Here is a 20,452-nt window from a genome sequence, read left to right as displayed (position 1 = left end):
GTACACGTCACCGCCGTCCGGCCGTGTCCGAGGTAGGCCAGGCGTCCGGCCGTGCCCGCGGCGGGCCTCCCCTCAGATCACCCGCATCCTTACCAGCGCCGCCAGCGTCAGCGCCCCCGGCAGCAGTGGCAGCCACACCGTCAGCAGCCTGAACGCCAGTACCACCGCCGTGGCCGCCGCCGCCGGCCCGCCCGCCGCCACCAGCGCCACGACCAGCGCCGCCTCGACCGAGCCGATGCCGCCCGGCGTGGGCACCAGCGCCACCGCGACCGTCGCCGCGAGATACGCCACCGCCATGTGCGCGGCCGGCACCGGCAACACCAGCGCCCGCCCCACCAGCACCAGCGCCGACGCCTGCAGTGCGGGGAACACCAGCGCGCCGCCCCACAGCGCCAGCGCCCGCGCCGGGCGGCCGTGCACCGAGCGGGCCTCGCCCAGCGCCGTCCGCAGGAAGGAGACCACGGCCCCGCGCAGCCGTGGCATCAGCGCCGACGCCACCGCCGCCACGACCGGGACCGCGCCCACGACGGCCAGCAACGGCCCCGCGGCCCCCTCGGGCAGCAGCGAGCCGAGCCGCAGCGCGTCGGGAAACGCGATCAGCAGGGCACCCAGCAGGGCGAGGCGGCCGACGCTCTCCGCCAGCAGATACAGGGCGAGCGCGGCCGAGGAACGGGCGAGCGGCAGCCCGCACACCGTCATGAACCGCAGGTTCACCGCGCTCGCGCCCAGCCCCGTCGGCAGCAGATGATTGGCCGCGCCCGCCGCGAACTGCGTGGCCAGCAGCCGCCGCCGGGGCAACCGCTCCACCACCGCGCCCTGCCGGGTGCAGGCGGCGGCGACCCAGGTAAGGCAGGTCGCGCCGGCGGCGGCCAGCAGCCAGGGCCAGCGGGCCGTGGCGAGATGACCGAAACCCTCGGCCAGCACCGACCGGTGCCGCACCGCGACCACCGTCACCAGGAGCAGCGGAAGCACACACAGGACCCGGCGGACCGGGACACGGTGCGGAAGTGGCTTCTCGGGGTGTCGAACCGCTGTCGTCACACCACAAGACATTCCCCGAGTCGCGCCAACTACGGATGTCCGACGCGCGGACACGGGCTTACGGACCGCGGGCGTCGTCTCCTTGACCTCAAGGCCGGTCGAGGTTCTAACGTCACCCGCATGAGTATGGAGACCACAGCGTGGACCCAGCTGCACAGCGTCATGAACGCCGAGCAGGAGCGCCGCCCCCTCGCCCGTGCGACGCTGCGCCGCATCGGCGCGTTCGCCCGGCCGCACCGCCGCCGCATCGCCCGGTTCGTGCTGCTCGGGATGGTGACCGCGCTGCTCGCCGTCGCCACCCCCGTCCTGGCCGGAAAGGTCGTGAACGCGATCGTGTCGGACGGCGACGAGGGCACGGTCGTGCGACTCGCCCTGCTGATCGCGCTCATCGCCCTCGCCGAGGCGGTACTCGGCATCCTCTCCCGCAGGCTCTCGGCGACGCTCGGGGAGGGACTCATCCTCGATCTGCGGACGGCCGTGTTCGATCATGTGCAGCGCATGCCGGTCGCGTTCTTCACACGCACTCGTACGGGCGCGCTCGTCTCCCGTCTCAACAACGACGTCATCGGGGCCCAGCGCGCCTTCAGCAACACCCTCTCCGGCGTGGTCAGCAACCTGGTCACCCTGCTGCTCACCCTCGCCGTCATGCTCACCCTGTCCTGGCAGATCACCCTGCTCGCCCTGGCCCTGCTCCCGGTGTTCGTGCTCCCGGCCCGGCGCATGGGCCGCCGCATGGCCCGCATGCAGCGCGAGGCCGCCACCCTGAACGCCGCGATGGGCACCCGCATGACCGAGCGCTTCTCGGCGCCCGGCGCCACCCTGATCAAGCTGTTCGGCCGGCCCGAGGAGGAGTCCGCCGAGTTCGCCGGCCGCGCCCGCCGCGTCGCCGACATCGGCGTGCGCACCGCCACCGCCCAGGCGGCCTTCATCACCGCCCTCACCCTGGTCTCCGCGCTCGCCCTGGCCCTCGTCTACGGCCTCGGCGGCTTCTTCGCCCTGCGCGGCACCCTCGACCCGGGCGCCGTCGTGGCACTCGCCCTGCTGCTGACCCGCCTGTACGCGCCGTTGACCGCCCTCGCCGGGGCCCGCGTGGAGGTCATGAGCGCACTCGTCAGCTTCGAGCGGGTCTTCGAGGTGCTGGACCTGACCCCGCTCATCGACGAGAAGCCCGACGCCCGCCCGGTCCCCGACGGCCCGGTCGCCGTCGAGTTCGACGACGTCCGCTTCGGCTACCCGTCCGCCGACAAGGTCTCCCTCGCCTCCCTCGAAGAGGCCGCCTCCCTGGACACCCGCGGCGGCGAAGAGGTCCTGCACGGCCTCTCCTTCCGCGCGGAACCGGGCCAGACCGTCGCCCTCGTCGGCACCTCGGGCGCCGGCAAGTCCACCATCGCCCAGCTGCTGCCGCGCCTGTACGACACCGACGGCGGCACCGTGCGCGTCGGCGGCGTCGACGTGCGCGACCTCAGTGCGCGGTCGCTGCGCGACACCGTCGGCATGGTCACCCAGGACGGCCACCTCTTCCACGACACGGTCCGGGCCAACCTGCTGCTCGCCCGGCCCGACGCCACCGAGGACGAGCTGTGGGAGGCACTGCGCCGCGCCCGCCTGGCCGACCTCGTACGGACCCTGCCGGACGGACTCGACACCGTGGTCGGCGAGCGCGGCTACCGGCTCTCGGGCGGCGAACGCCAGCGCATGACCATCGCCAGGCTGCTGCTGGCCCGTCAGCGCGTCGTCATCCTCGACGAGGCCACCGCGCACCTGGACAACACTTCCGAGGCGGCCGTCCAGGAGGCCCTCGCCGAGGCCCTGGCGGGCAGGACGGCCGTGGTGATCGCACACCGGCTGTCCACCATCCGGGCGGCCGACCAGATCCTGGTGGTCGAGGCGGGTCACATCGTGGAACGCGGCACCCACGAGGAACTGCTCGCGGCCGACGGCCGCTACGCCCAACTCCACCGCACCCAGTTCGGGCGGCCGGTGATGGACAAGGCCGCGTAGACCGGCGGCGCGGGTGCGTGCTACGGCGGGCCGGACTCCCCGGCCCGCACCGGCAGGTCCTGCTCGGCCCAGACGACCTTCCCCTCGGGCGTGCGGCACGAGCCCCAGCGCCGGCACAGCATGTTGACCAGCTGGAGACCGCGGCCGCTCTCGTCGCTCACGTCCGCGTGCTGGATCTGCGGCAGGTCGGGACCGGAGTCGGAGACCTCCACCGACAGCCGCTCGTCCCGCAGCAGCCGCAGCTCACCGGGGGCGTTCCCGTACCGCAGGGCGTTCGCGACCAGCTCGCTGACCACCAGCTCCGTCGTGTCGACCAGCTCCTCCAGGCCCCACCGCACCAACTGCTCGCGCACCGCCGTACGGGCCTGCCCGGCGGCTTTGCCGTCCGGCGGCAGCGGCCGCACGTACACATCGCACCCCGCACCGAGCGGCCGGGCGCGGGCGGCCAGGACGATCGCGTCGTCCGACCGGTCACCGCCGACCCGCTCGGCGACCGTCCGGCACTCGGTGCCGTCGTCGGGCACGCCGTCGCCGACCGCCTCGCGCAGCCGCTCCAGCTGGGTGGCCAGATCGGCCGTGCGCGACTTGATCAGCCCGTCCGTGAACAGCGTGAGCCGGCTCCGCTCGGGCACGGGCCGCTCGACCGTGTCGTACGGGATCACCCCGGTCCCCAGCGGCGCCCCCGTGGGCACCTCCAGGAACGAGGAGTCACCGTCGGGCCCGGTCAGCAGCGGCGGCGGGTGACCGGCGCTGGCGATGCGGAAGGTGCCCCCGTACGGGTCGTAGACCGCGCACAGACAGGTGGCGACCTGGTCCTCCTCCAGATCGCGGGCCGCCAGGTCGAGGCGGGCCAGCAACCGCTCGGGCGCGATGTCCAGCGCCATCAGGGTCCGGGCCACCGTGCGCAGCCGGCCCATGGTCGCGGCGGCGGCCAGGCCGCGCCCCATCACGTCGCCCACCATCAGCGCGGTGCGGCCGCTGGGCAGCGCGACCACGTCGAACCAGTCGCCACCCACGGCGGCCGGATCGGCGGCCGGGTCGTAGCACGAGGTCACGTCGAGGCCGGGCGTGCTCGGGCTGGACCGGGGGAGCAACGCCCGCTGCAGGGTGACCACGTGCTCGCGCTCGCGCCCGTAGAGCCGGGCGTTGTCGATGTACACGGCCGCCCTGGACGCCAGTTCCATGACCAGTGCCACGTCGCCGCGTGTGAAGGGGGGCCGGCTGCCCGCCCGGATGAAATCGGCCAGACCCAGCAGCACCCCGCGGGCGATCAGCGGCACCGCGAGGTAGGAGTGCACTCCCGCGTGCCGCATCCGGTCGGCCGCCTCGGGGGTGGGTGCCACGGCGGCGAAGTCGGACCGCTCCATGCGCGCCACCAGCACGGGCCTGCGGGTGGTCAGGCAGGTGCGCACGAGCCGGTCCGGGGTGTACACGGACAGCTCGCCGACCGGATCCGGCGCGAGGTCGAGCCCCGGGATCTCGGAGACCGCCATGGCCCTCAGCTCGGGTGCGTCCGCCGTCGCCTCCGGGCGGTCGCCGTCCTGGAACCGGAGTACCGACTCCAGCAGGTCCACCGCGCACCCGTCGGCCAGTTCCGGCACGGTGAAACCGGCCAGCTCCTCGGCCGTGCGCCGCAGGTCCAGCGTGGTCCCGATACGCATCCCGGCCTCGTTCAGCCACGCCAGCCGACGCCGGGCGCGAACCGCCTCGGTCACCGGACGCACGGCCGCCTTCAGAGCCCGCCGGCCGCCCATGAGCGCCTCGGGAGGCCGGCGGCCCCCGCGCAGCCACGGTCGTTCCCGCACGCGTCGCCTCCTCCCACGGCCTCCTGCCCCGATTCTGCCTCGCCTCGGGGCGAGGGGCGACGGCGGCGCCCCGGGGGGCGGTCGCGCCCAGCGGGGCGCCGCAGCGGTGCGGCGCCCCCGGGGCGGCTCAGGCGCGCAGCCACACCGCCGTGTCACCCGGCAGCCTGCCGTCGCCGTCCAGGGGCCCGCTGAGGAGCAGGACGGCACTGTGCGGGGGCAGCTCGACCGGTGCGTCGGACAGGTTGACGACGCACACCGGGCCGTCCGCGCGCCGGAACGCGAGGACGCCGTCCGGCGCCGTCAGCCAGTCGAGCGGACCGTCGCCGAACCCCGCGGTGGAGCGCCGCAGACGCAGGGCCTCGCGGTAGAGCGAGAGCATCGAGCCCGGGTCGGCGTCCTGGCGGTCCGCCGCGTACGCCGACCAGCCCGCCGGCTGCGGCAGCCAGGGCTCGGTCTCGGAGCCGAACCCGCAGTACGGTGCGTCGGCGGCCCAGGGGAGTGGGACGCGGCAGCCGTCCCGCCCCGGATCGACGCCTGCGGAGCGGAAGTGCATCGGGTCCTGGATCCGGTCGCGCGGGACGTCGGCCTCGGGCAGGCCGAGTTCCTCCCCCTGGTACAGGTAGACGGACCCGGGCAGGGCCAGCGTCAGCAGCGCGGCGGCCCTCGCGCGCCGGGTGCCCAGGGCCAGGTCGGTCGGGGTGCCGAAGGCCTTCTTCGCGAAGTCGAAGCCGGTGTCCTCACGGCCGTACCGGGTCGCCGTGCGGGTCACGTCGTGGTTGCAGAGCACCCAGGTGGCCGGTGCGCCGACGGGGGCGTGCTCGGCCAGGGTGTCGTCGATGGCGCGGCGCAGCCGGTCCGCCTCCCAGGGGCAGGACAGGAAGTTGAAGTTGAAGGCGGTGTGCAGTTCGTCGGGCCGCAGGTAGCGGGCGAACCGCTCGGCGTCGGGCAGCCACACCTCACCGACGAAGACGCCCCCGTACTCGTCGGCGACGGCGCGCCAGGAGCGGTAGATGTCGTGCAGTTCGTCCTGGTCGATGTACGGATGCGGGTCGACGCCCTCCTCGAAGTCCGCGAGCGCGGGGTCCTTCGCGAGCAGCGCGGCGGAGTCGATGCGCACGCCCGCCACCCCGCGCTCGAACCAGAAGCGCAGCACGTCCTCGTGCTCCCGGCGCACCTCGGGATGGTCCCAGTTGAGGTCGGGCTGCTCCGGGGTGAACAGGTGCAGGTACCACTCGCCGTCCGGGACCCGGGTCCAGGTGCGGCCGGAGAACTGGGAGGGCCAGTCGTTGGGCGGCAGTTCGCCGTCCTCGCCGCGGCCGGGGCGGAAGTGGAAGCGCTCCCGCTCCGCGCTGCCGGGGCCGGCCTCCAGGGCCGCCCGGAACCAGGCGTGCTGGTCGGAGACATGGTTGGGGACGATGTCGACGATGGTCCGGATGCCCAGCTCCCGCGCCTCGGCGATCAGCTTCTCGGCCTCGCCCAGGGTGCCGAAGGCGGGGTCGATCGCGCGGTAGTCGGCGACGTCGTAGCCGCCGTCCACGAGCGGTGAGACGTACCAGGGGGTGAACCAGACGGCGTCCACGCCGAGTTCGGCGAGGTAGGGCAGTCTCGCCCGGACGCCCGCGAGGTCACCGGTGCCGTCGCCGTCACCGTCGGCGAAACTGCGGGGATACACCTGGTAGATGACGGCGTCGCGCCACCAGTCGTCGGTGCGGTGCGAGTCGGGGGCTGCCACGTGACGGTCCTTTCGGGCAGGGTGGGTCTTCGCCGCCGGCCCGGACGGAGCGGGGCGTCGGGCGGGCCGGCGGCGAAGGCTGACGGGACGAGCCGGGAGGCGGGGGGAGGGCGGGCGGCAGCGCCTCGCCCCTGGACCCCTCAGCCCTTGAGCCCTCCGGCGGTGAGTCCGCTCATGATGTTGCGCTGGAAGATCAGGAAGATGACGAGGGTCGGCAGCGAGGCCATGGTGAGCGCGGCGATCAGCACGTTCGTGGGCACCCCGTTGGACAGGGAGTAGATGCCGACGTTCAGGGTCTGCCTGGCCGGGTCGGGCAGGGTCAGCATGGGCCAGAGGAAGTCCTTCCAGACGCCCACGATCGCGAAGATGGACACCACCCCGAGGATCGGCCGCGAGATCGGCAGCACGATCGACCAGAGCGTGCGCACCGGCGAGGCACCGTCCATGGAGGCGGCGTCGAGCAGCTCCCTGGGGATCGAGTCGAAGAACCGCTTCAGCAGGAAGATGTTGAAGGCGTTGGTCACTGAGGGGAGCCAGATCACCCACGGTGTGTTCAGCAGGTTGCGTTCGAAGATCGGCACGTCGAGCACCGTCAGGTACTGCGGCACGACCAGCACGGTCGCCGGGATCATCAGGGTCGCCAGCATCAGGCCGAGGATGGCCCTGCCGAAGATCGGGCGGAGCTTGGACAGCGAGTAGGCCGCCGCCACGTCGAACACCAGCTGGAAGGCGAGTGCGCCGAACGCGTAGAACAGCGTGTTCCCCAGCAGGCCGGCCAGGTCCATGACGTTCCACGCCTGCGAGTAGTTCTCCGGCCGGAAGGACTCGGGGACCAGCGTCGGCGGCGTCCGGACGACCTCCTGGGTGTCCTTGAATCCGCTGGAGACCATCCAGTACATCGGCCCGAGAAACACCACGGTGAAGAGCGCGACGATGAGGCCGAATGCCATCCAGTACAGCAACTTTCCACGCGGACGGGCAAGTTGAGCCGGTGAGATGAGCGTGCGTGTGGACATCTGTGGTTTCCCCCGGCTCTACTCGTCCTCGGCGCGGCTGAGCTTCACGTACGCCGCCGAGAAACCGGCCAGGAGCACGAGAAGCAGCAGGCCGAGGGCCGCCGCGGCACCGTAGTTGTTGAAGTTGAAGGCGTACTGGTAGATGAGGTAGACGACCGTGGTGGTCGAGCCCTCGGGGCCGGCACCGCCGGTCAGCAGGAAGGGCTCCACGAAGACCTGCATGGTGGCGATGACCTGCATCAGCAGCATCAGCGAGAGGATGAGCCGCGTCTGCGGGATCGTCACGTGCCAGACCTTGCGCAGCAGCCCGGCACCGTCGAGCTCCGCCGCCTCGTACAGCTCGCCGGGGATGCCCTGGAGCGCGGCCAGGTAGATGAGCGCCGCGCCGCCCATGTTCATCCACGTCGACGCGATGACCACGGAGAGCATGGAGAGGCCGGGATCCTGCAGCCACTGCTGCTCGGGCAGCCCGAAGAAGCCGGACACCTCGTTGAGCAGGCCGTAGCCGGGGTCGTACAGGTACTTGAAGAGCAGCACGGCGGCGACCGGGGGCAGCATCACCGGCAGGTAGACGAGAAGCCGCAAGTACCCCTTGCCGTGCCTCAGTTCGTTGATGACGATCGCGACGACGAACGGCACGGCGAAGCCGAGGACCAGGGCCAGCGCGGTGAACAGCAGGGTGTTGCGCCAGGCCTGCCAGAAGGCCGGGTCGTTGAAGACCGTGGACAGGTTGTCCATGCCGACCCAGGAGACCTCGCCCTGGTCCGTCTTCTGGAAGGCGAGGAAGAACTCCCGGACCATCGGGTACCAGGAGAAGAACGCGAAGCAGAGAACCGCTCCGATCAGGAAGCCGTGCGCGGTGAGGTTGCGCTTCAGGCTCCTGCCGAACGACCCGCCGCGCCGGGGCGGGCCGTCCACCGGCGGCTGGGCGTGGCGCACTCTCGCCGCCTTGCTCGGGGTCAGGCTGGGGGCCGACATCGTCGCTCCTTGGGGCTGGTCTCATGGGCCCAGGGGGGCGGCGCGGCCCGCCCCCCGAGGGAGCCGGTCACTGCGTGGCCAGAACCTGGTCGACCTGCTGCTCCGCGGTGGAGAGCAGCTTGTCGACGTCGGCGTCCTCGTTGGTGAGGATGCCGGACATCACGTTGTCCAGGACCTTGTAGACCTCCTGGGCCTTCGGCGGCTCGGCCATGCCCGGGACCGGGGCGTCCATGAACGCCTTGAAGTTCTCGACCGGCATGGTGGCGTGCTCCACCCGGGCCGCGTCGTCCTTCTGCTTCGACCCGTTGAGCCAGAAGTTGGGCTGCGGGAGACCGACCGGCAGCTTGTCGGTCTTCTTGCGGGCCCAGTCGAACTGCCCCTTCCCGACGGTCAGGTTCTCGAAGTTCAGCCAGGCGACGGCCGCCTTGACCTTGTCGGAGGAGATCCCCTTCTTGATCATGTAGCTGTTGCCGCCGGCGAGGGTGCTCTTCGCGCCCGGGATCGGGCCCATGCCGAAGTTCTCGTAGTCGGCGCCCAGTTGCTGGACCATGTAGGTGATGTCGTCGGGCGCGGCGAGGAACATGCCGAGCTTGTCCGTGGCGATCTGCTTCTGCAGGTCGCCCCACTTGAGCAGCTGGGTCTTGCCCATGCTCTCGTCCTCCCAGCGCATGGCATGGAGGTTCTCGGCGACCTGCTTGCCCAGCGCTTCGTCGAACGCCGCCTTCTTGCCGCTCTCGTCGACGACCTCCCCGCCGATGCTGTACATCTGGGCGGTGAAGTGCCAGCCGCCGGTGTTGCCCGCGCTGTACTCGCCGAAGCCTGCTGTCCCGTCGCCCAGGTCGGCGATCTTCTTGGCGGCGGTGCGGACCTCGTCCCAGGTGCGCGGCGGAGCGTCGGGGTCGAGTCCGGCCTTCTCGAAGAGCTTGCGGTTGATCAGCAGGCCCATCGTGTAGTTGCTCGTGGGCAGGCCGTAGAGCTTGTTCTCGTGCTTGAGCGAGCCCAGGACGTTCGGGTCGATGTCCTTCAGGAGCGGCACGGTCTTCTCGTTGACGTACGCCGTGATGTCCTCGGCGCCGTCGTTGTCCAGCACCTGCGGCAGGTCGGTGAAGTAGGTGTAGAAGACGTCGGGCTGCGACTTGGCCTTGAGCATCGCCGTGAAGCGCGGCGGCTCCAGACACTGGCCGGGGGTGGAGCGGCCGTCGATGGTGACGTTGGGGTAGATCTTGTTGAACTCCTTGACGTCCTCCTTCCACTCCTTCAGCTCGGCCGCCTTCGCCGTCGGCGGCATGCAGTCGATGGTGATCGTCACCTTGGTCTTCGGGTCCAGCGGAGCAGCCGGGTCGGAGGACCCGCCGCCGCCTTCGGAACCGCCGTCGTCGCTGCTGCTGCTCGTGCCGCAGGCGGCAAGAGCGGTCAGAGTGAGAGCGGAGACGAGCGTGATGGCGCCGGCACGGCGAGTACGGCGGAACCGAGCACTTCTCATGGGTGGTCCCCTTCGGGCATGAACGTGGAAGGCGCCCCACCGCCGATGCGTTGTGGGGCGCCGCTCACTCAACCACCGCGAACAAGTGAGCGCAATATCTCGCGCTGACTTCGTAATTGTTTGACAGCGCGCCGAAGATGTTGAGGTCCCGTTATCGGGTGGCTGTCTGTGCGGTGGAGCCGCGGACCACGAGTTCGGGTTCGAAGAGCAGCTCTCCGTGGGGGACTTCGGTGCCCTGGATTTGTGCGCAGAGGAGGTCGACGGCGGCGCGGCCCATGGCTTCGATGGGTTGGCGGACGGTGGTGAGGGGTGGTTCGGTGCAGGTCATGAAGGCGGAGTCGTCGTAGCCGATGACGGAGACGTCGTGGGGTACGTGGTGTCCGCGTCGGCGGGCTGCGCGGATGGCGCCGAGGGCGAGGGGGTCGCTGGCGCAGATGATGCCGGTGATGCCGCGGTCGAGGAGGCGGGAGGCGGCTGCTTGGCCGCCTTCGAGGGAGAACATGGCCCGCTCGATGTGTGTGTCGGGGAGTTCGGCGTGGGTGGTCCGGGCGGCGTCGTGTGCGGCGGCGAGTTTCCTGCGGGAGGGGATGTGGTCGGAGGGGCCCAGGACCAGGCCGATGCGTTGGTGGCCGAGGGAGGCCAGGTGCCGCCAGGACTGCTCGACGGCCACGGCGTCGTCGCAGGCGATGCACGGGAAGTCGAGGTGCTCGATCGACGCGTTGATGAGCACGACGGGGATGTTGCGCTCGGCGAGCAGCCGGTAGTGGTCGTGGGGTGCGTCGGCCTGGGCGAACAGGCCGCCGGCGAAGACCACGCCGGAGACCTGTTGCTGCAGGAGCAGTTCGACGTAGTCGGCCTCGGAGACGCCGCCCTTGGTCTGGGTGCACAGGACGGGGGTGAGCCCCTGCTGGGCCAGCGCACCGCCGATGACCTCGGCGAACGCGGGGAAGATGGGATTCTGCAGTTCGGGCAGCACCAGCCCGACCAGCCGTGCGCGCTCCCCCCGCAGCTGGGTGGGCCGCTCGTAGCCCAGGACGTCCAGCGCACTCAGCACGGACTGCCGGGTCGCGTCGGAGACTCCCGGCTTGCCGTTGAGCACCCGGCTGACCGTGGCCTCGCTGACCCCAACCTTCTTCGCCACCTGGGCAAGTCGTCGCGTCACACACGCAAGACTAGCGCAAGTCTGTGCAAGAGGCTTGCGCCAGTCCGTGGGTCTTCCGACAAGGGTCGATACGGCCCCGCGGTCTACGGATTGCGGATGATCTTGAAAGTGGACGTCGTGTTGCGCACGTCCACGGCATTGTCGCCGAGCTTGAGTCCGTTGAAGGTGACCTCACCCACCGCCGGTCCCTGCCCGGCCTCGGGCAACTCGTTGGCCCACAGGCCGAAACCGGACTTGGCGTCGAACGCGTCACCGCTCTTGTGCGCGCCCGTGACGGAGACGTCGGTGAAGACCGTGTCCTTGATCGGGAACTGTGGCCGGCCTCCCACGTAGTTCGTCTGGAACATGATGCCGCTGTAGGTCGGATCGACGATGTCGACGTTGTCGACCCGGATGCCCCGGAACACCTTGGACGCCGAGAACACCCAGATGCCGGGGAAGGTCTGCCCGCCCCAGAAGTGTCCGCCCGCCCTGACGACCGAGATGTTCTCGAAGGTCGTCGGATCGGTGCCGAAGCCGTTCATCGGGTAGCCGAAGTCCAGCGAGCTGATGGTGATGCCCGAGTAGGCCAGGGTGTCCGCGATGTGGATGTTCCGGAAGGTGTTGTGGTAGCCGCCGTAGACGGCGAGGCCCGCGGCACGCCAGGTCAGCGTCGTCGTGAGGTTCTCGTACAGGTTGTTCTTCATGTCCGCGCCCCCGGCGTCGATCGCCGAGAAGAGCGCGAAGCTGTCGTCGCCGGTCGCCCGGGCGTCGTTGTTGGAGACGAGGTTGTCGGTCGAGCCGTTGGTCATGTTGATGCCGTCGGCGAACATGTTGCGGATCCGGGAGTTCTTGATCGTCATCCGGTCGGTGTTGGCGCCCCAGTACAGGCACACCATGTGCTCGTTCCAGATGTTGTCGATCACTATGTCCGACGTGTTGGAGAAGTCGAACACCTTGCCCGGCCCGTCGATGCGGCTCGTGTAGTTGCCGAAGTAGGCGAAGTTCGCGAACGTCGAGCCCTTCGCGCTCGCCTCGGCACGGAACCCGATGTCGGTGTTGTCCTGCGCCGCGGGCGCGTGGAACCGGGTGAACCAGGGGCCGGCGCCGATCACCTTCACCGCCTTGCCGTACACCTGGAACTTGCTCGACGTCTGGTAGTCACCGGGCGGCAGATACACACCGGCCAGCTTGCCCGAGGTGTCCATGCGGACCCTGTCGAGCGCGTTCTGCACGTCCTGGTGCGTGAACCCGGCCGGCACCGTGTACGCCGCCGGGTCGGGGTTCGGGACCGCCGCGACCTGCTCCAGGCTGACGAAGTCGATGGCGTAGTCGGAGGTGTTCGCCGCGTCCTTCTGCAGCCGGATCCTGCTGCCCGCCGGGACGGTCTCGCCCAGCATGATGTGCGCCTCGTCGTACACGTGCCGCGGCGCCCCCGCACCGGGGGAGTTACCGGGCCCGGCCTCGTTGCCGTACAGCCAGGCGTACTTCGACGTGAGCGGCAGCGCCTTCTTCATGACGCCGTCGACGTACACGTCGATCGTGGCGTCGATGCCGCCGCCACCCGGCGCGTCCGGGATGGAGAAGCGGGTCACCAGGGTGTTGGTGTCCGCCCTCGTGGTGAACTCGACGTACTCACCGGTCTCGTCCAGGTGGACGGCCTTGCGGCCCGACGCCTCGCCCGCGATGTCACCGATGGTCCGGTTGGGGCCTGTCACGGTGGCACCGCCGCCGACCGTACCGTCCTCCGCCTCGTACATGTCGTACGGCATGTTCGCGCCGCGCCCGACGAACAACGGCTGCGCCGAGGTGTTGTTCTCCCGCTTGACCGGCAGTTCGTTCGCGTCGTCGGCGACCCTCACCTTCAGGGTGTACGAGCCGTTGGCCGCCTTCCAGGTGCCGAGGTCCACGGCCGGGGCCGTGGTGCCGGCGCCGATGACACCGGAGTGCGCACCGGTCAGCGTCCTGACGGTGGTGCCCTTGACGTCGACCAGGTCGAGCGTCACCTGATGGCCGCCGCTATCGGAGTCCTGGGTGCCCTGGTTCCTGAGCGCTACCTCGAAGGTCACGTCGTCACCGGCGGCCGGGCTGGAGGGAGAGGCGGTGACGGCGGCGGCGACCAGGTCCGAACTCTGGACCGGCTTGACGACCAGCGGCTCGGGCCGGATGTAGGTGTTGTTGGTCTCGTTCTGCTCGATGATCTCGTTCGCCTCGTCGGCTACCGCACCCAGTTCGTACGAACCGGCCCCGCGGGCCCCGACGGAGGCGCTGACCGTGCTCTGCGCACCCGCCTTCAGGGCGGGGACGTCGGCGGTGGCGACCTTGGTTCCGCCCAGCCTGAGGGCGACCTCGCCGGCCGGGGCGTCGGCGGCGCCGCTGTTGCGGACCGTCGCGGACACCGTGATCTCGTCCGACTCGACGGGGGCGTCGGGCGTCGTGGCCAGCTTCGTGACCTCGAGGTCGGGGTTGGGTGCGGGAGTGCCGATGACCTGGAACTCGGCGACCTGCCCGGCCGTCGCCCCGGTGTTCGAGGTGAACCTGAGCTGGACGTCCGCGGCCCGGTCGCCGACGGGTATGGTCACGCTGTTGCCGCCGCTCACCGGGTCGAAGACGTAGTCCTTCGCGGCCACCAGGCCGGTGAAGCCCGACGCGTCCTGGGCGCGGCCGAGCACCTGGATGTTCTGGGTGCGCTTCGACCAGCCGGTGTCGGGATCGAGCTTGAGGACGACGCTGTCGATGTCCGCGTTCGCGCCCAGCCTGAGGGTCAGCGTGTTCGGGTAGCTGCCCGCCGCGCCCTCCCAGTAGGTGGAGGTGCTGTTGTCGTTGGCGTTCTCGGCGACGAAGGTGTGGATGACGGACGAGGCGCTGATCGGCTTGCCGACGGCCAGGTTCGATCCGCCGCCGCTGCCGGCGCGGGTCACGGAGTTGCTGTTGCCCGACTGGTTGCCGGCCGCGTCCTTCGCCCGCACGAAGTAGGTCACGTTCGCGGACGCCGGCTGGGTGTCGGTGAAGGTGGTGACGTCACCGGCGACGCTCTCGCGGAGCTTGTTGTCGGCGTAGACGTCGTAACCGGTGACGCCCTTGTTGTCGGCCGAGGCGTCCCAGGTCAGCCTGATCCGGCCGGTGGCCGGTTCGGTGAGGGCGAGATTCGAGGGCGCGGTGGGTGCCTGGGTGTCACCGGTGTCGCCGCGGCGGGTGACCGAGTTGCTGTCGCCCGACCGGTTCCCGGCCGCGTCCTTGGCGCGCACGTGGTAGGTGACCGTCGCGTCGGTCGGCCTGGTGTCCGTGTACGTGGTGACGTCGCCCGCGACCGAGGTCAGCAGATCCCCGTTGGCGTAGACGTCGTACCCCGTGACGGCCGTGTCGTCCGAGGACTCGTTCCAGGTCAGCCTGATCTGCCCGGTGGCCGGTTCGGTGAACGCGAGGTTCGCCGGTGCGGTGGGGGCCTGCGTGTCACCCGTCGCCGGACCGTAGATCTCCAGCTCGGAGACCTGGGCGGCGGGCCGGCCGGTGTTGGCCGTCACCAGGACGCGCACATGGCGGGTGGTCGCCGCGTCGAAGGTGATCGTGGCCGACTGGCCGCCCCCCGCGTCGAAGGTGTACGCCCTGGCGGCGGTCAGGTCGGTGAAGTCCGAGCCGTTCTCACTGGCCTGGATCTTCAGGGTCTGGCTGCGGGACGGCCAGCCGTCCGGCAGCCGCAGCACGACCCGGTCGACCCGGCGGGACGAGCCGAGGTCGGCCTGTAGCCACTGCGGCAGGGCGTTGTTGGCGCTCTCCCAGTAGGTCGCCCGGTTGCCGTCGTTGCCGTTGCCCGGGGTGTACGCGCCGGTGGAACCGCTCGCCGTCAGAACCCGGCCGGCGGCGAGATTCGCGGACGACTCCCCGGCCGCGTGCACCTCGAGCTCCGAGAGCTGCGCCGCCTGCCAGCCGGTGTTCGCGGTGATGTCCACCCGCACGAACCGTGTCCGCGTGGCGGGGAAACTCACGGTGACCGTGTTGGCCGCCCCCGGGGTGAAGGCGTAGGTGGCGGACGTCTTCAGCGTGCTGAAACTCGTGCCGTCGGCACTGCCCTGTACGGAGAGCGTCTGCTCCCGGCTCTCCCAGCCGGCGGGCAGTCTGAGGACGACCTCGTCGATCCGCTCGGTGGCACCGAGGTCGGTCTGGACCCACTGGGGCAGGCTGCCGCCGTCGCTCTGCCAGTACGAACCCTGATTGCCGTCGGTGATGTTGGCGGCGCCGTACTCACCATGCGAACTGCTCGCCGCCGTGGCGTCTCCCACGGCGATGTTGGGGCCACCGGCTGCCGTGGCCGACAGCAGCGGTCCCCCCAACGCCAGGAGACTGGTCGCGACCACGGTGCACAGGGCACGTGATCTCCAGTGCCGGTTTCTCATCTGTCCCCGATCTCCGCCTCGTGCCGCAAGGCCACGAGGCACGGCTCAGTCGGATGCGGTACATCAGGTGGACACTCAATGTTCTCTTCCATTTACGTTGAGCGCTCAGAGAGTTGCAGAGAAATGTTGAGTCGTCCACAGGATGAGCAGTGCCGACTTGCCATGGAACAGGGGGCAGTGCGCAGGGCGGCCCTCGGGGAAGTGCCGGGGCATACCTCGGATCAGCGGCTTTCATCGGCTGCGTCGAGCAGCCGCAAACCACTGTCGATTTCCGCAAGATACTTGCGGACAGGAATGGAGAGCTGAACGTCCCGTTATCGGGTGGCTGTCTGTGCGGTGGAGCCGCGGACCACGAGTTCGGGTTCGAAGAGCAGCTCTCCGTGGGGGACTTCGGTGCCCTGGATTTGTGCGCAGAGGAGGTCGACGGCGGCGCGGCCCATGGCTTCGATGGGTTGGCGGACGGTGGTGAGGGGTGGTTCGGTGCAGGTCATGAAGGCGGAGTCGTCGTAGCCGATGACGGAGACGTCGTGGGGTACGTGGTGTCCGCGTCGGCGGGCTGCGCGGATGGCGCCGAGGGCGAGGGGGTCGCTGGCGCAGATGATGCCGGTGATGCCGCGGTCGAGGAGGCGGGAGGCGGCTGCTTGGCCGCCTTCGAGGGAGAACATGGCCCGCTCGATGTGTGTGTCGGGGAGTTCGGCGTGGGTGGTCCGGGCGGCGTCGTGTGCGGCGGCGAGTTTCCTGCGGGAGGGGATGTGGTCGGAGGGGCCCAGGACCAGGCCGATGCGTTGGTGGCCGAGGGAGGCCAGGTGCCGCCAGGACTGCTCGACGGCCACGGCGTCGTCGCAGGCGATGCACGGGAAGTCGAGGTGCTCGATCGACGCGTTGATGAGCACGACGGGGATGTTGCGCTCGGCGAGCAGCCGGTAGTGGTCGTGGGGTGCGTCGGCCTGGGCGAACAGGCCGCCGGCGAAGACCACGCCGGAGACCTGTTGCTGCAGGAGCAGTTCGACGTAGTCGGCCTCGGAGACGCCGCCCTTGGTCTGGGTGCACAGGACGGGGGTGAGCCCCTGCTGGGCCAGCGCACCGCCGATGACCTCGGCGAACGCGGGGAAGATGGGATTCTGCAGTTCGGGCAGCACCAGCCCGACCAGCCGTGCGCGCTCCCCCCGCAGCTGGGTGGGCCGCTCGTAGCCCAGGACGTCCAGCGCACTCAGCACGGACTGCCGGGTCGCGTCGGAGACTCCCGGCTTGCCGTTGAGCACCCGGCTGACCGTGGCCTCGCTGACCCCAACCTTCTTCGCCACCTGGGCAAGTCGTCGCGTCACACACGCAAGGCTAACGCAAGCACTGCAAGCGGCTTGCTCACCGGCCGCATTGAGAGGGATACACCCCTCCTGGCGACTGATGTTCCTTTCGTTCAGTCAGTCCGGAGTGACCCGGGCGACGACAGGAAGGTGGTCGCTGCCGGTGGCGGAGAGGGTGCGGACGCGGCCGACGGTCGCGGAGCGGGCCATGACCTGATCGATCCGCGCCAGGGGGAAGAACGCGGGAAAGCTGAGGGCGACGCCCCGTTCGGGGACGTTCAGCCGCGTGGTCAGGGGCTCCAGCGCCCGGTCGTCGACCGTGCCGTTGAGATCGCCCAGCAGGATCACCGGGTCAAGCTCCTCCGCCGCGAGGGCGTCACCCAGCAGACCGGCGCTCTCGTCCCGCCAGGACGCCGCAAGACCGCCCGCCCCGACCCGGACCGACGGCAGATGCGCGACGTACACGGCGATCTCACCGCGCGGCGCGTGCGCCACGGCCCGCAGCCCACGCTCCCACTCCTGCCTGATGCCTCGGGGTCCGATGTCGAGCGGGCGGGTGTCGGCGAGCGGATGCTTCGACCAGAGCCCGACCGTGCCCCGGATCGTCCGGTACGGGTAGTCCGCGGCCAGAACCCCCTCGTACACCTCCCGGGCAGGCGACACCAGCTCCTCGAGCGCGATGAGGTCGGGCCCGGCGGCGGCCAGGTCGCGGGCCGTGCCCGCGGGGTCGGTGTTCTCGTCGCTGACGTTGTGCTGCACGACGACCAGGTCGTGGGGGCCGGGCTCCGGTGCGGGCAGGAGCAGCGGGCCGTAGAGATGCGTCCAGGCCGCCACCGGCAGGAGCAGGGCCACCAGCGCGAGGGCCGAACGGCGCAGCAGCGCCAGGGCGAGCAGTGGCACGACCATCAGGCCGAGCCAGGGCAGGAACGATTCCAGCAGACTGCCGAGCCCGCCCATCCCGTTGGGGACCAGCCGGTGGAACATCAGCAGGAGGGCCGTCAGCAGCGCCGCCGCTCCCGGCGCACGCCCTCGCGTCCAGGCCGCCCGCCCCGTCACGCCCGCCCCACCCGCTCGGTCATCGAACCCCGTTCCCTCCTCCTCACCCAGTCAGGACGAAGGGACGGCGGTCCGCGTTCCGGCGCCTACGGCGAAAAGGGGCCAGTGAGGCCGATCTCCCCCGGTGCCGTACAGGACGTGAGCCCGCGGATCGTCCGTGCCGGGGCGCGGCGGCGGCAGGCCTGCCGCCGGTGACGGGGTGTCCGGGCGGAGCAGAGGGCGGTCGCCGTGTCGTCGGCGGCGGCGGCTGCGGCCGGCGGCCGTCCGGGCGGCCGCGTGCGAGTGCGTCTCATATGTGTCTCCGGAGAAGGCGGACGGCGTCGCCGCGGGTGGTGCGAGCGGCCAGGCCCTGAAAGACTGAGCGGAAAGTTTCAGAAATCCCTTACGGCAGCGGGAAGTTACCCGCGTGCGAGGCTGCCGTAAAGGGGTCTCGCTTCGATTCCCCGGTGTGCTGCGACGGTGCGTGACCGCCTCGCGAACCGGCTGACGCCTCGCCATGGACTCCGGAGAAGGGGCGATGCCGAAGGGGTTGACCTTGTTGAACGCCGCCCTTACGGTCACGACCGCAACCTCTTGCAGGGCTCTTGCCGCAACGTGTTGCAGCCATGTGCCGACTCCCCCAGACTTCCGCCGGCACCGCATCCCCGGGACACCCGCACCCTCACACGGGAGACTCCATGCACGGGAGCACCAGCACCGCACGAAGAGTCGCCGCCGCGGCGCTCGCCCTCACCGCCGGGCTGGCCGGCAGCCTCCTCGCCACCGCGGCACCGGCCCAGGCATCGCCACCCGGAGACAAGGACGTCACCGCGGTGATGTTCGAGTGGGACTTCGACTCCGTCGCCCAGGCGTGCACCGGCACCCTCGGACCGGCCGGCTACGGCTTCGTCCAGGTCTCGCCGCCCCAGGAGCACATCCAGGGCGGACAGTGGTGGACCTCGTACCAGCCGGTCAGCTACAGGATCGCGGGCCGCCTCGGCGACCGCGCCCAGTTCAAAAGCATGGTCGACACCTGTCACGCGGCGGGTGTGAAGGTCGTCGCCGACTCGGTCATCAACCACATGTCGGCCGGCAGCGGCACGGGCACCGGCGGATCGGCGTACACCAAGTACCGATATCCCGGCCTCTATTCGTCGAACGACCTGGACAACTGCACCTCGCAGATCAGCGACTACGGCAACCGCTTCAACGTCCAGGAGTGCGAGCTGGTCGGCCTCGCGGACCTGGACACCGGCGAGGACTACGTGCGCGGGAGGATCGCCGGCTACCTCGACGACCTGCTGTCCCTCGGCGTCGACGGCTTCCGGATCGACGCGGCCAAACACATGGCCGCCGGTGACCTGGCCGACATCAAGTCCCGGCTGAGCAAGCCCGGCGTCTACTGGAAGCACGAGGCGATCCACGGCGCCGGCGAGGCCGTCTCCCCGGCCGAGTACCTCGGCAGCGGCGACGTGCAGGAGTTCCGCTACGCACGCGACCTCAAACGGGTCTTCAACGGCGAGAACCTCGCGTACCTGAAGAACTTCGGTGAGGCCTGGGGCTACATGCCCTCGGACAAGGCCGGTGCCTTCGTCACCAATCACGACACCGAACGGAACGGCGAGACCCTCACCTACAAGGACGGTGCCGCCCACACCCTGGCGCACGTGTTCATGCTGGCCTGGCCGTACGGCAGCCCCGACATCCACTCCGGCTACGAGTTCACCGACCACGACGCGGGCCCGCCGAACGGCGGCCGGGTGAAGGCCTGTCACAGCGACGGCTGGAAGTGCCAGCACGCCTGGCGCGAGATCTCCTCCATGGTCGGCTTCCGCAACACCGCACGCGGCCGGTCCGTGACCGACTGGTGGGACGACGGCGGCGACCGGATAGCGTTCGGACGCGGCACGAAGGCGTACGTCGCCATCAACCACGAGGGCTCCCCGCTGACCCGTACCTTCCAGACGTCGCTGCCCGCCGGCGACTACTGCGACGTCCAGTCCGGCAGGGGCGTCACGGTCGACGCGTCCGGCCGGTTCACCGCCACGCTGGGCGCCGACACGGCCGTGGCCCTGCACGTGGGCGCCCGCACCTGTGAAGGCGGTCCCGGTCCCGCCCCCGAGCCGGTGACCTCCGGCGTGTCCTTCGCCGTCGGTGCCAACACCAGCTGGGGCCAGAACGTCTACGTGACCGGCAACCGGCCGGAACTCGGCGACTGGAACCCGGCCGGCGCCCTCGCGCTCGACGCGGCCGCCTACCCGGTGTGGAAACGGGACGTGGAACTCCCCGAGGGCACGACCTTCCAGTACAAGTACCTTCGCAAGGACGAGGCGGGCCACGTGACCTGGGAGAGCGGCGCCAACCGCACGGCGACCGTCGGCACCACCCGGACCACCCTCAGCGACACCTGGCGCGACTGAACCCGCTCGTCGGACAGTTGCGTGTGAGCAAGCTGACACCTGCGGGGACACCGGGGCCGGCCGTTCGGGGGAAGGTAGTGTGTTCAAGGCTCGAACGGCCCC

At 70.6% G+C, this 20,452-nt stretch carries 12 protein-coding genes; 2 read left to right on the top strand and 10 right to left on the bottom strand.

Annotated elements, in window-relative coordinates; all coding sequences use genetic code 11:
* Positions 1-72 precede the first annotated feature (72 nt).
* Entirely contained in the window at positions 73-972 is a 900-nt protein-coding gene (locus tag ACGFYH_RS16395; protein ID WP_393803801.1) for a YbhN family protein, read from the bottom strand.
* A gap of 189 nt (positions 973-1,161) precedes the next feature.
* Here ACGFYH_RS16395 and ACGFYH_RS16390 point away from each other — a divergent pair, with 189 nt between their 5' ends.
* Positions 1,162-3,042 carry an ABC transporter ATP-binding protein gene (locus ACGFYH_RS16390; protein WP_393803800.1) on the top strand — a complete coding sequence of 627 codons (1,881 nt, stop codon included), beginning with the start codon at positions 1,162-1,164 and terminating at the stop codon, positions 3,040-3,042.
* Between the two features lie 20 nt (positions 3,043-3,062).
* Here the strand turns inward: ACGFYH_RS16390 and ACGFYH_RS16385 are convergent, their stop codons facing one another.
* The 9 genes from ACGFYH_RS16385 to ACGFYH_RS16345 all read right to left on the bottom strand — a co-directional run bounded on the left by ACGFYH_RS16385 (position 3,063) and on the right by ACGFYH_RS16345 (position 17,879).
* The gene (locus tag ACGFYH_RS16385) at positions 3,063-4,796 is read right to left on the bottom strand and encodes a SpoIIE family protein phosphatase (RefSeq protein ID WP_393803901.1); all 1,734 of its coding nucleotides are present in this window, start codon (positions 4,794-4,796) and stop codon (positions 3,063-3,065) included.
* Positions 4,797-4,974: 178 nt separating this feature from the next.
* Positions 4,975-6,579, bottom strand: coding sequence for a glycoside hydrolase family 13 protein (locus ACGFYH_RS16380; RefSeq protein WP_393803799.1), 1,605 nt, complete (start codon positions 6,577-6,579; stop codon positions 4,975-4,977).
* A 140-nt stretch (positions 6,580-6,719) separates the two neighbouring features.
* A complete protein-coding gene (locus ACGFYH_RS16375; protein ID WP_393803798.1) occupies positions 6,720-7,595 on the bottom strand; it encodes a carbohydrate ABC transporter permease in 876 nt (291 codons plus the stop codon).
* Positions 7,596-7,613: 18 nt separating this feature from the next.
* A complete protein-coding gene (locus tag ACGFYH_RS16370; RefSeq protein WP_393803797.1) occupies positions 7,614-8,573 on the bottom strand; it encodes a carbohydrate ABC transporter permease in 960 nt (319 codons plus the stop codon).
* A 67-nt stretch (positions 8,574-8,640) separates the two neighbouring features.
* On the bottom strand, positions 8,641-10,056 hold the full coding sequence (locus ACGFYH_RS16365) for an extracellular solute-binding protein (RefSeq protein WP_393803796.1): 1,416 nt from the start codon (positions 10,054-10,056) through the stop codon (positions 8,641-8,643).
* 151 nt (positions 10,057-10,207) lie between these two features.
* Entirely contained in the window at positions 10,208-11,218 is a 1,011-nt protein-coding gene (locus tag ACGFYH_RS16360) for a LacI family DNA-binding transcriptional regulator (RefSeq protein WP_393803794.1), read from the bottom strand.
* Between the two features lie 83 nt (positions 11,219-11,301).
* The gene (locus ACGFYH_RS16355) at positions 11,302-15,591 is read right to left on the bottom strand and encodes a discoidin domain-containing protein (RefSeq protein WP_393803795.1); all 4,290 of its coding nucleotides are present in this window, start codon (positions 15,589-15,591) and stop codon (positions 11,302-11,304) included.
* 314 nt (positions 15,592-15,905) lie between these two features.
* Complete coding sequence (locus tag ACGFYH_RS16350) at positions 15,906-16,916, bottom strand: LacI family DNA-binding transcriptional regulator (RefSeq protein WP_393803794.1); 1,011 nt, start codon at positions 16,914-16,916, stop codon at positions 15,906-15,908.
* 96 nt (positions 16,917-17,012) lie between these two features.
* Positions 17,013-17,879 (bottom strand): endonuclease/exonuclease/phosphatase family protein, encoded by an 867-nt coding sequence (locus ACGFYH_RS16345; protein WP_393803900.1) that lies wholly within the window; start codon positions 17,877-17,879, stop codon positions 17,013-17,015.
* A 749-nt stretch (positions 17,880-18,628) separates the two neighbouring features.
* On the opposite strand from ACGFYH_RS16345, the gene ACGFYH_RS16340 reads away from it, so the two are divergent.
* Positions 18,629-20,350, top strand: a complete 1,722-nt coding sequence (locus ACGFYH_RS16340) for a carbohydrate-binding module family 20 domain-containing protein (protein ID WP_393803793.1) — start codon at positions 18,629-18,631, stop codon at positions 20,348-20,350.
* The last annotated feature ends 102 nt before the right edge of the window (positions 20,351-20,452 follow it).

This window comes from Streptomyces sp. NPDC048392, from assembly GCF_043200575.1.
In the GTDB taxonomy this organism is placed as follows: domain Bacteria; phylum Actinomycetota; class Actinomycetes; order Streptomycetales; family Streptomycetaceae; genus Streptomyces.
The sequence above is the reverse complement of the archived record's forward strand: the minus strand, read 5'-3'. Positions and strand labels throughout refer to the sequence as shown.

Coding starts and splice junctions, on each gene's coding strand:
- ACGFYH_RS16385 (WP_393803901.1), bottom strand. CDS start 4,796: ATGGGCGGCCGGCGGGCTCTGAAGGCGGCCGTGCGTCCGGTGACCGAG.
- ACGFYH_RS16390 (WP_393803800.1), top strand. CDS start 1,162: ATGAGTATGGAGACCACAGCGTGGACCCAGCTGCACAGCGTCATGAAC.
- ACGFYH_RS16365 (WP_393803796.1), bottom strand. CDS start 10,056: ATGAGAAGTGCTCGGTTCCGCCGTACTCGCCGTGCCGGCGCCATCACG.
- ACGFYH_RS16355 (WP_393803795.1), bottom strand. CDS start 15,591: ATGAGAAACCGGCACTGGAGATCACGTGCCCTGTGCACCGTGGTCGCG.
- ACGFYH_RS16370 (WP_393803797.1), bottom strand. CDS start 8,573: ATGTCGGCCCCCAGCCTGACCCCGAGCAAGGCGGCGAGAGTGCGCCAC.
- ACGFYH_RS16375 (WP_393803798.1), bottom strand. CDS start 7,595: ATGTCCACACGCACGCTCATCTCACCGGCTCAACTTGCCCGTCCGCGT.
- ACGFYH_RS16340 (WP_393803793.1), top strand. CDS start 18,629: ATGCACGGGAGCACCAGCACCGCACGAAGAGTCGCCGCCGCGGCGCTC.
- ACGFYH_RS16345 (WP_393803900.1), bottom strand. CDS start 17,879: ATGTTCCACCGGCTGGTCCCCAACGGGATGGGCGGGCTCGGCAGTCTG.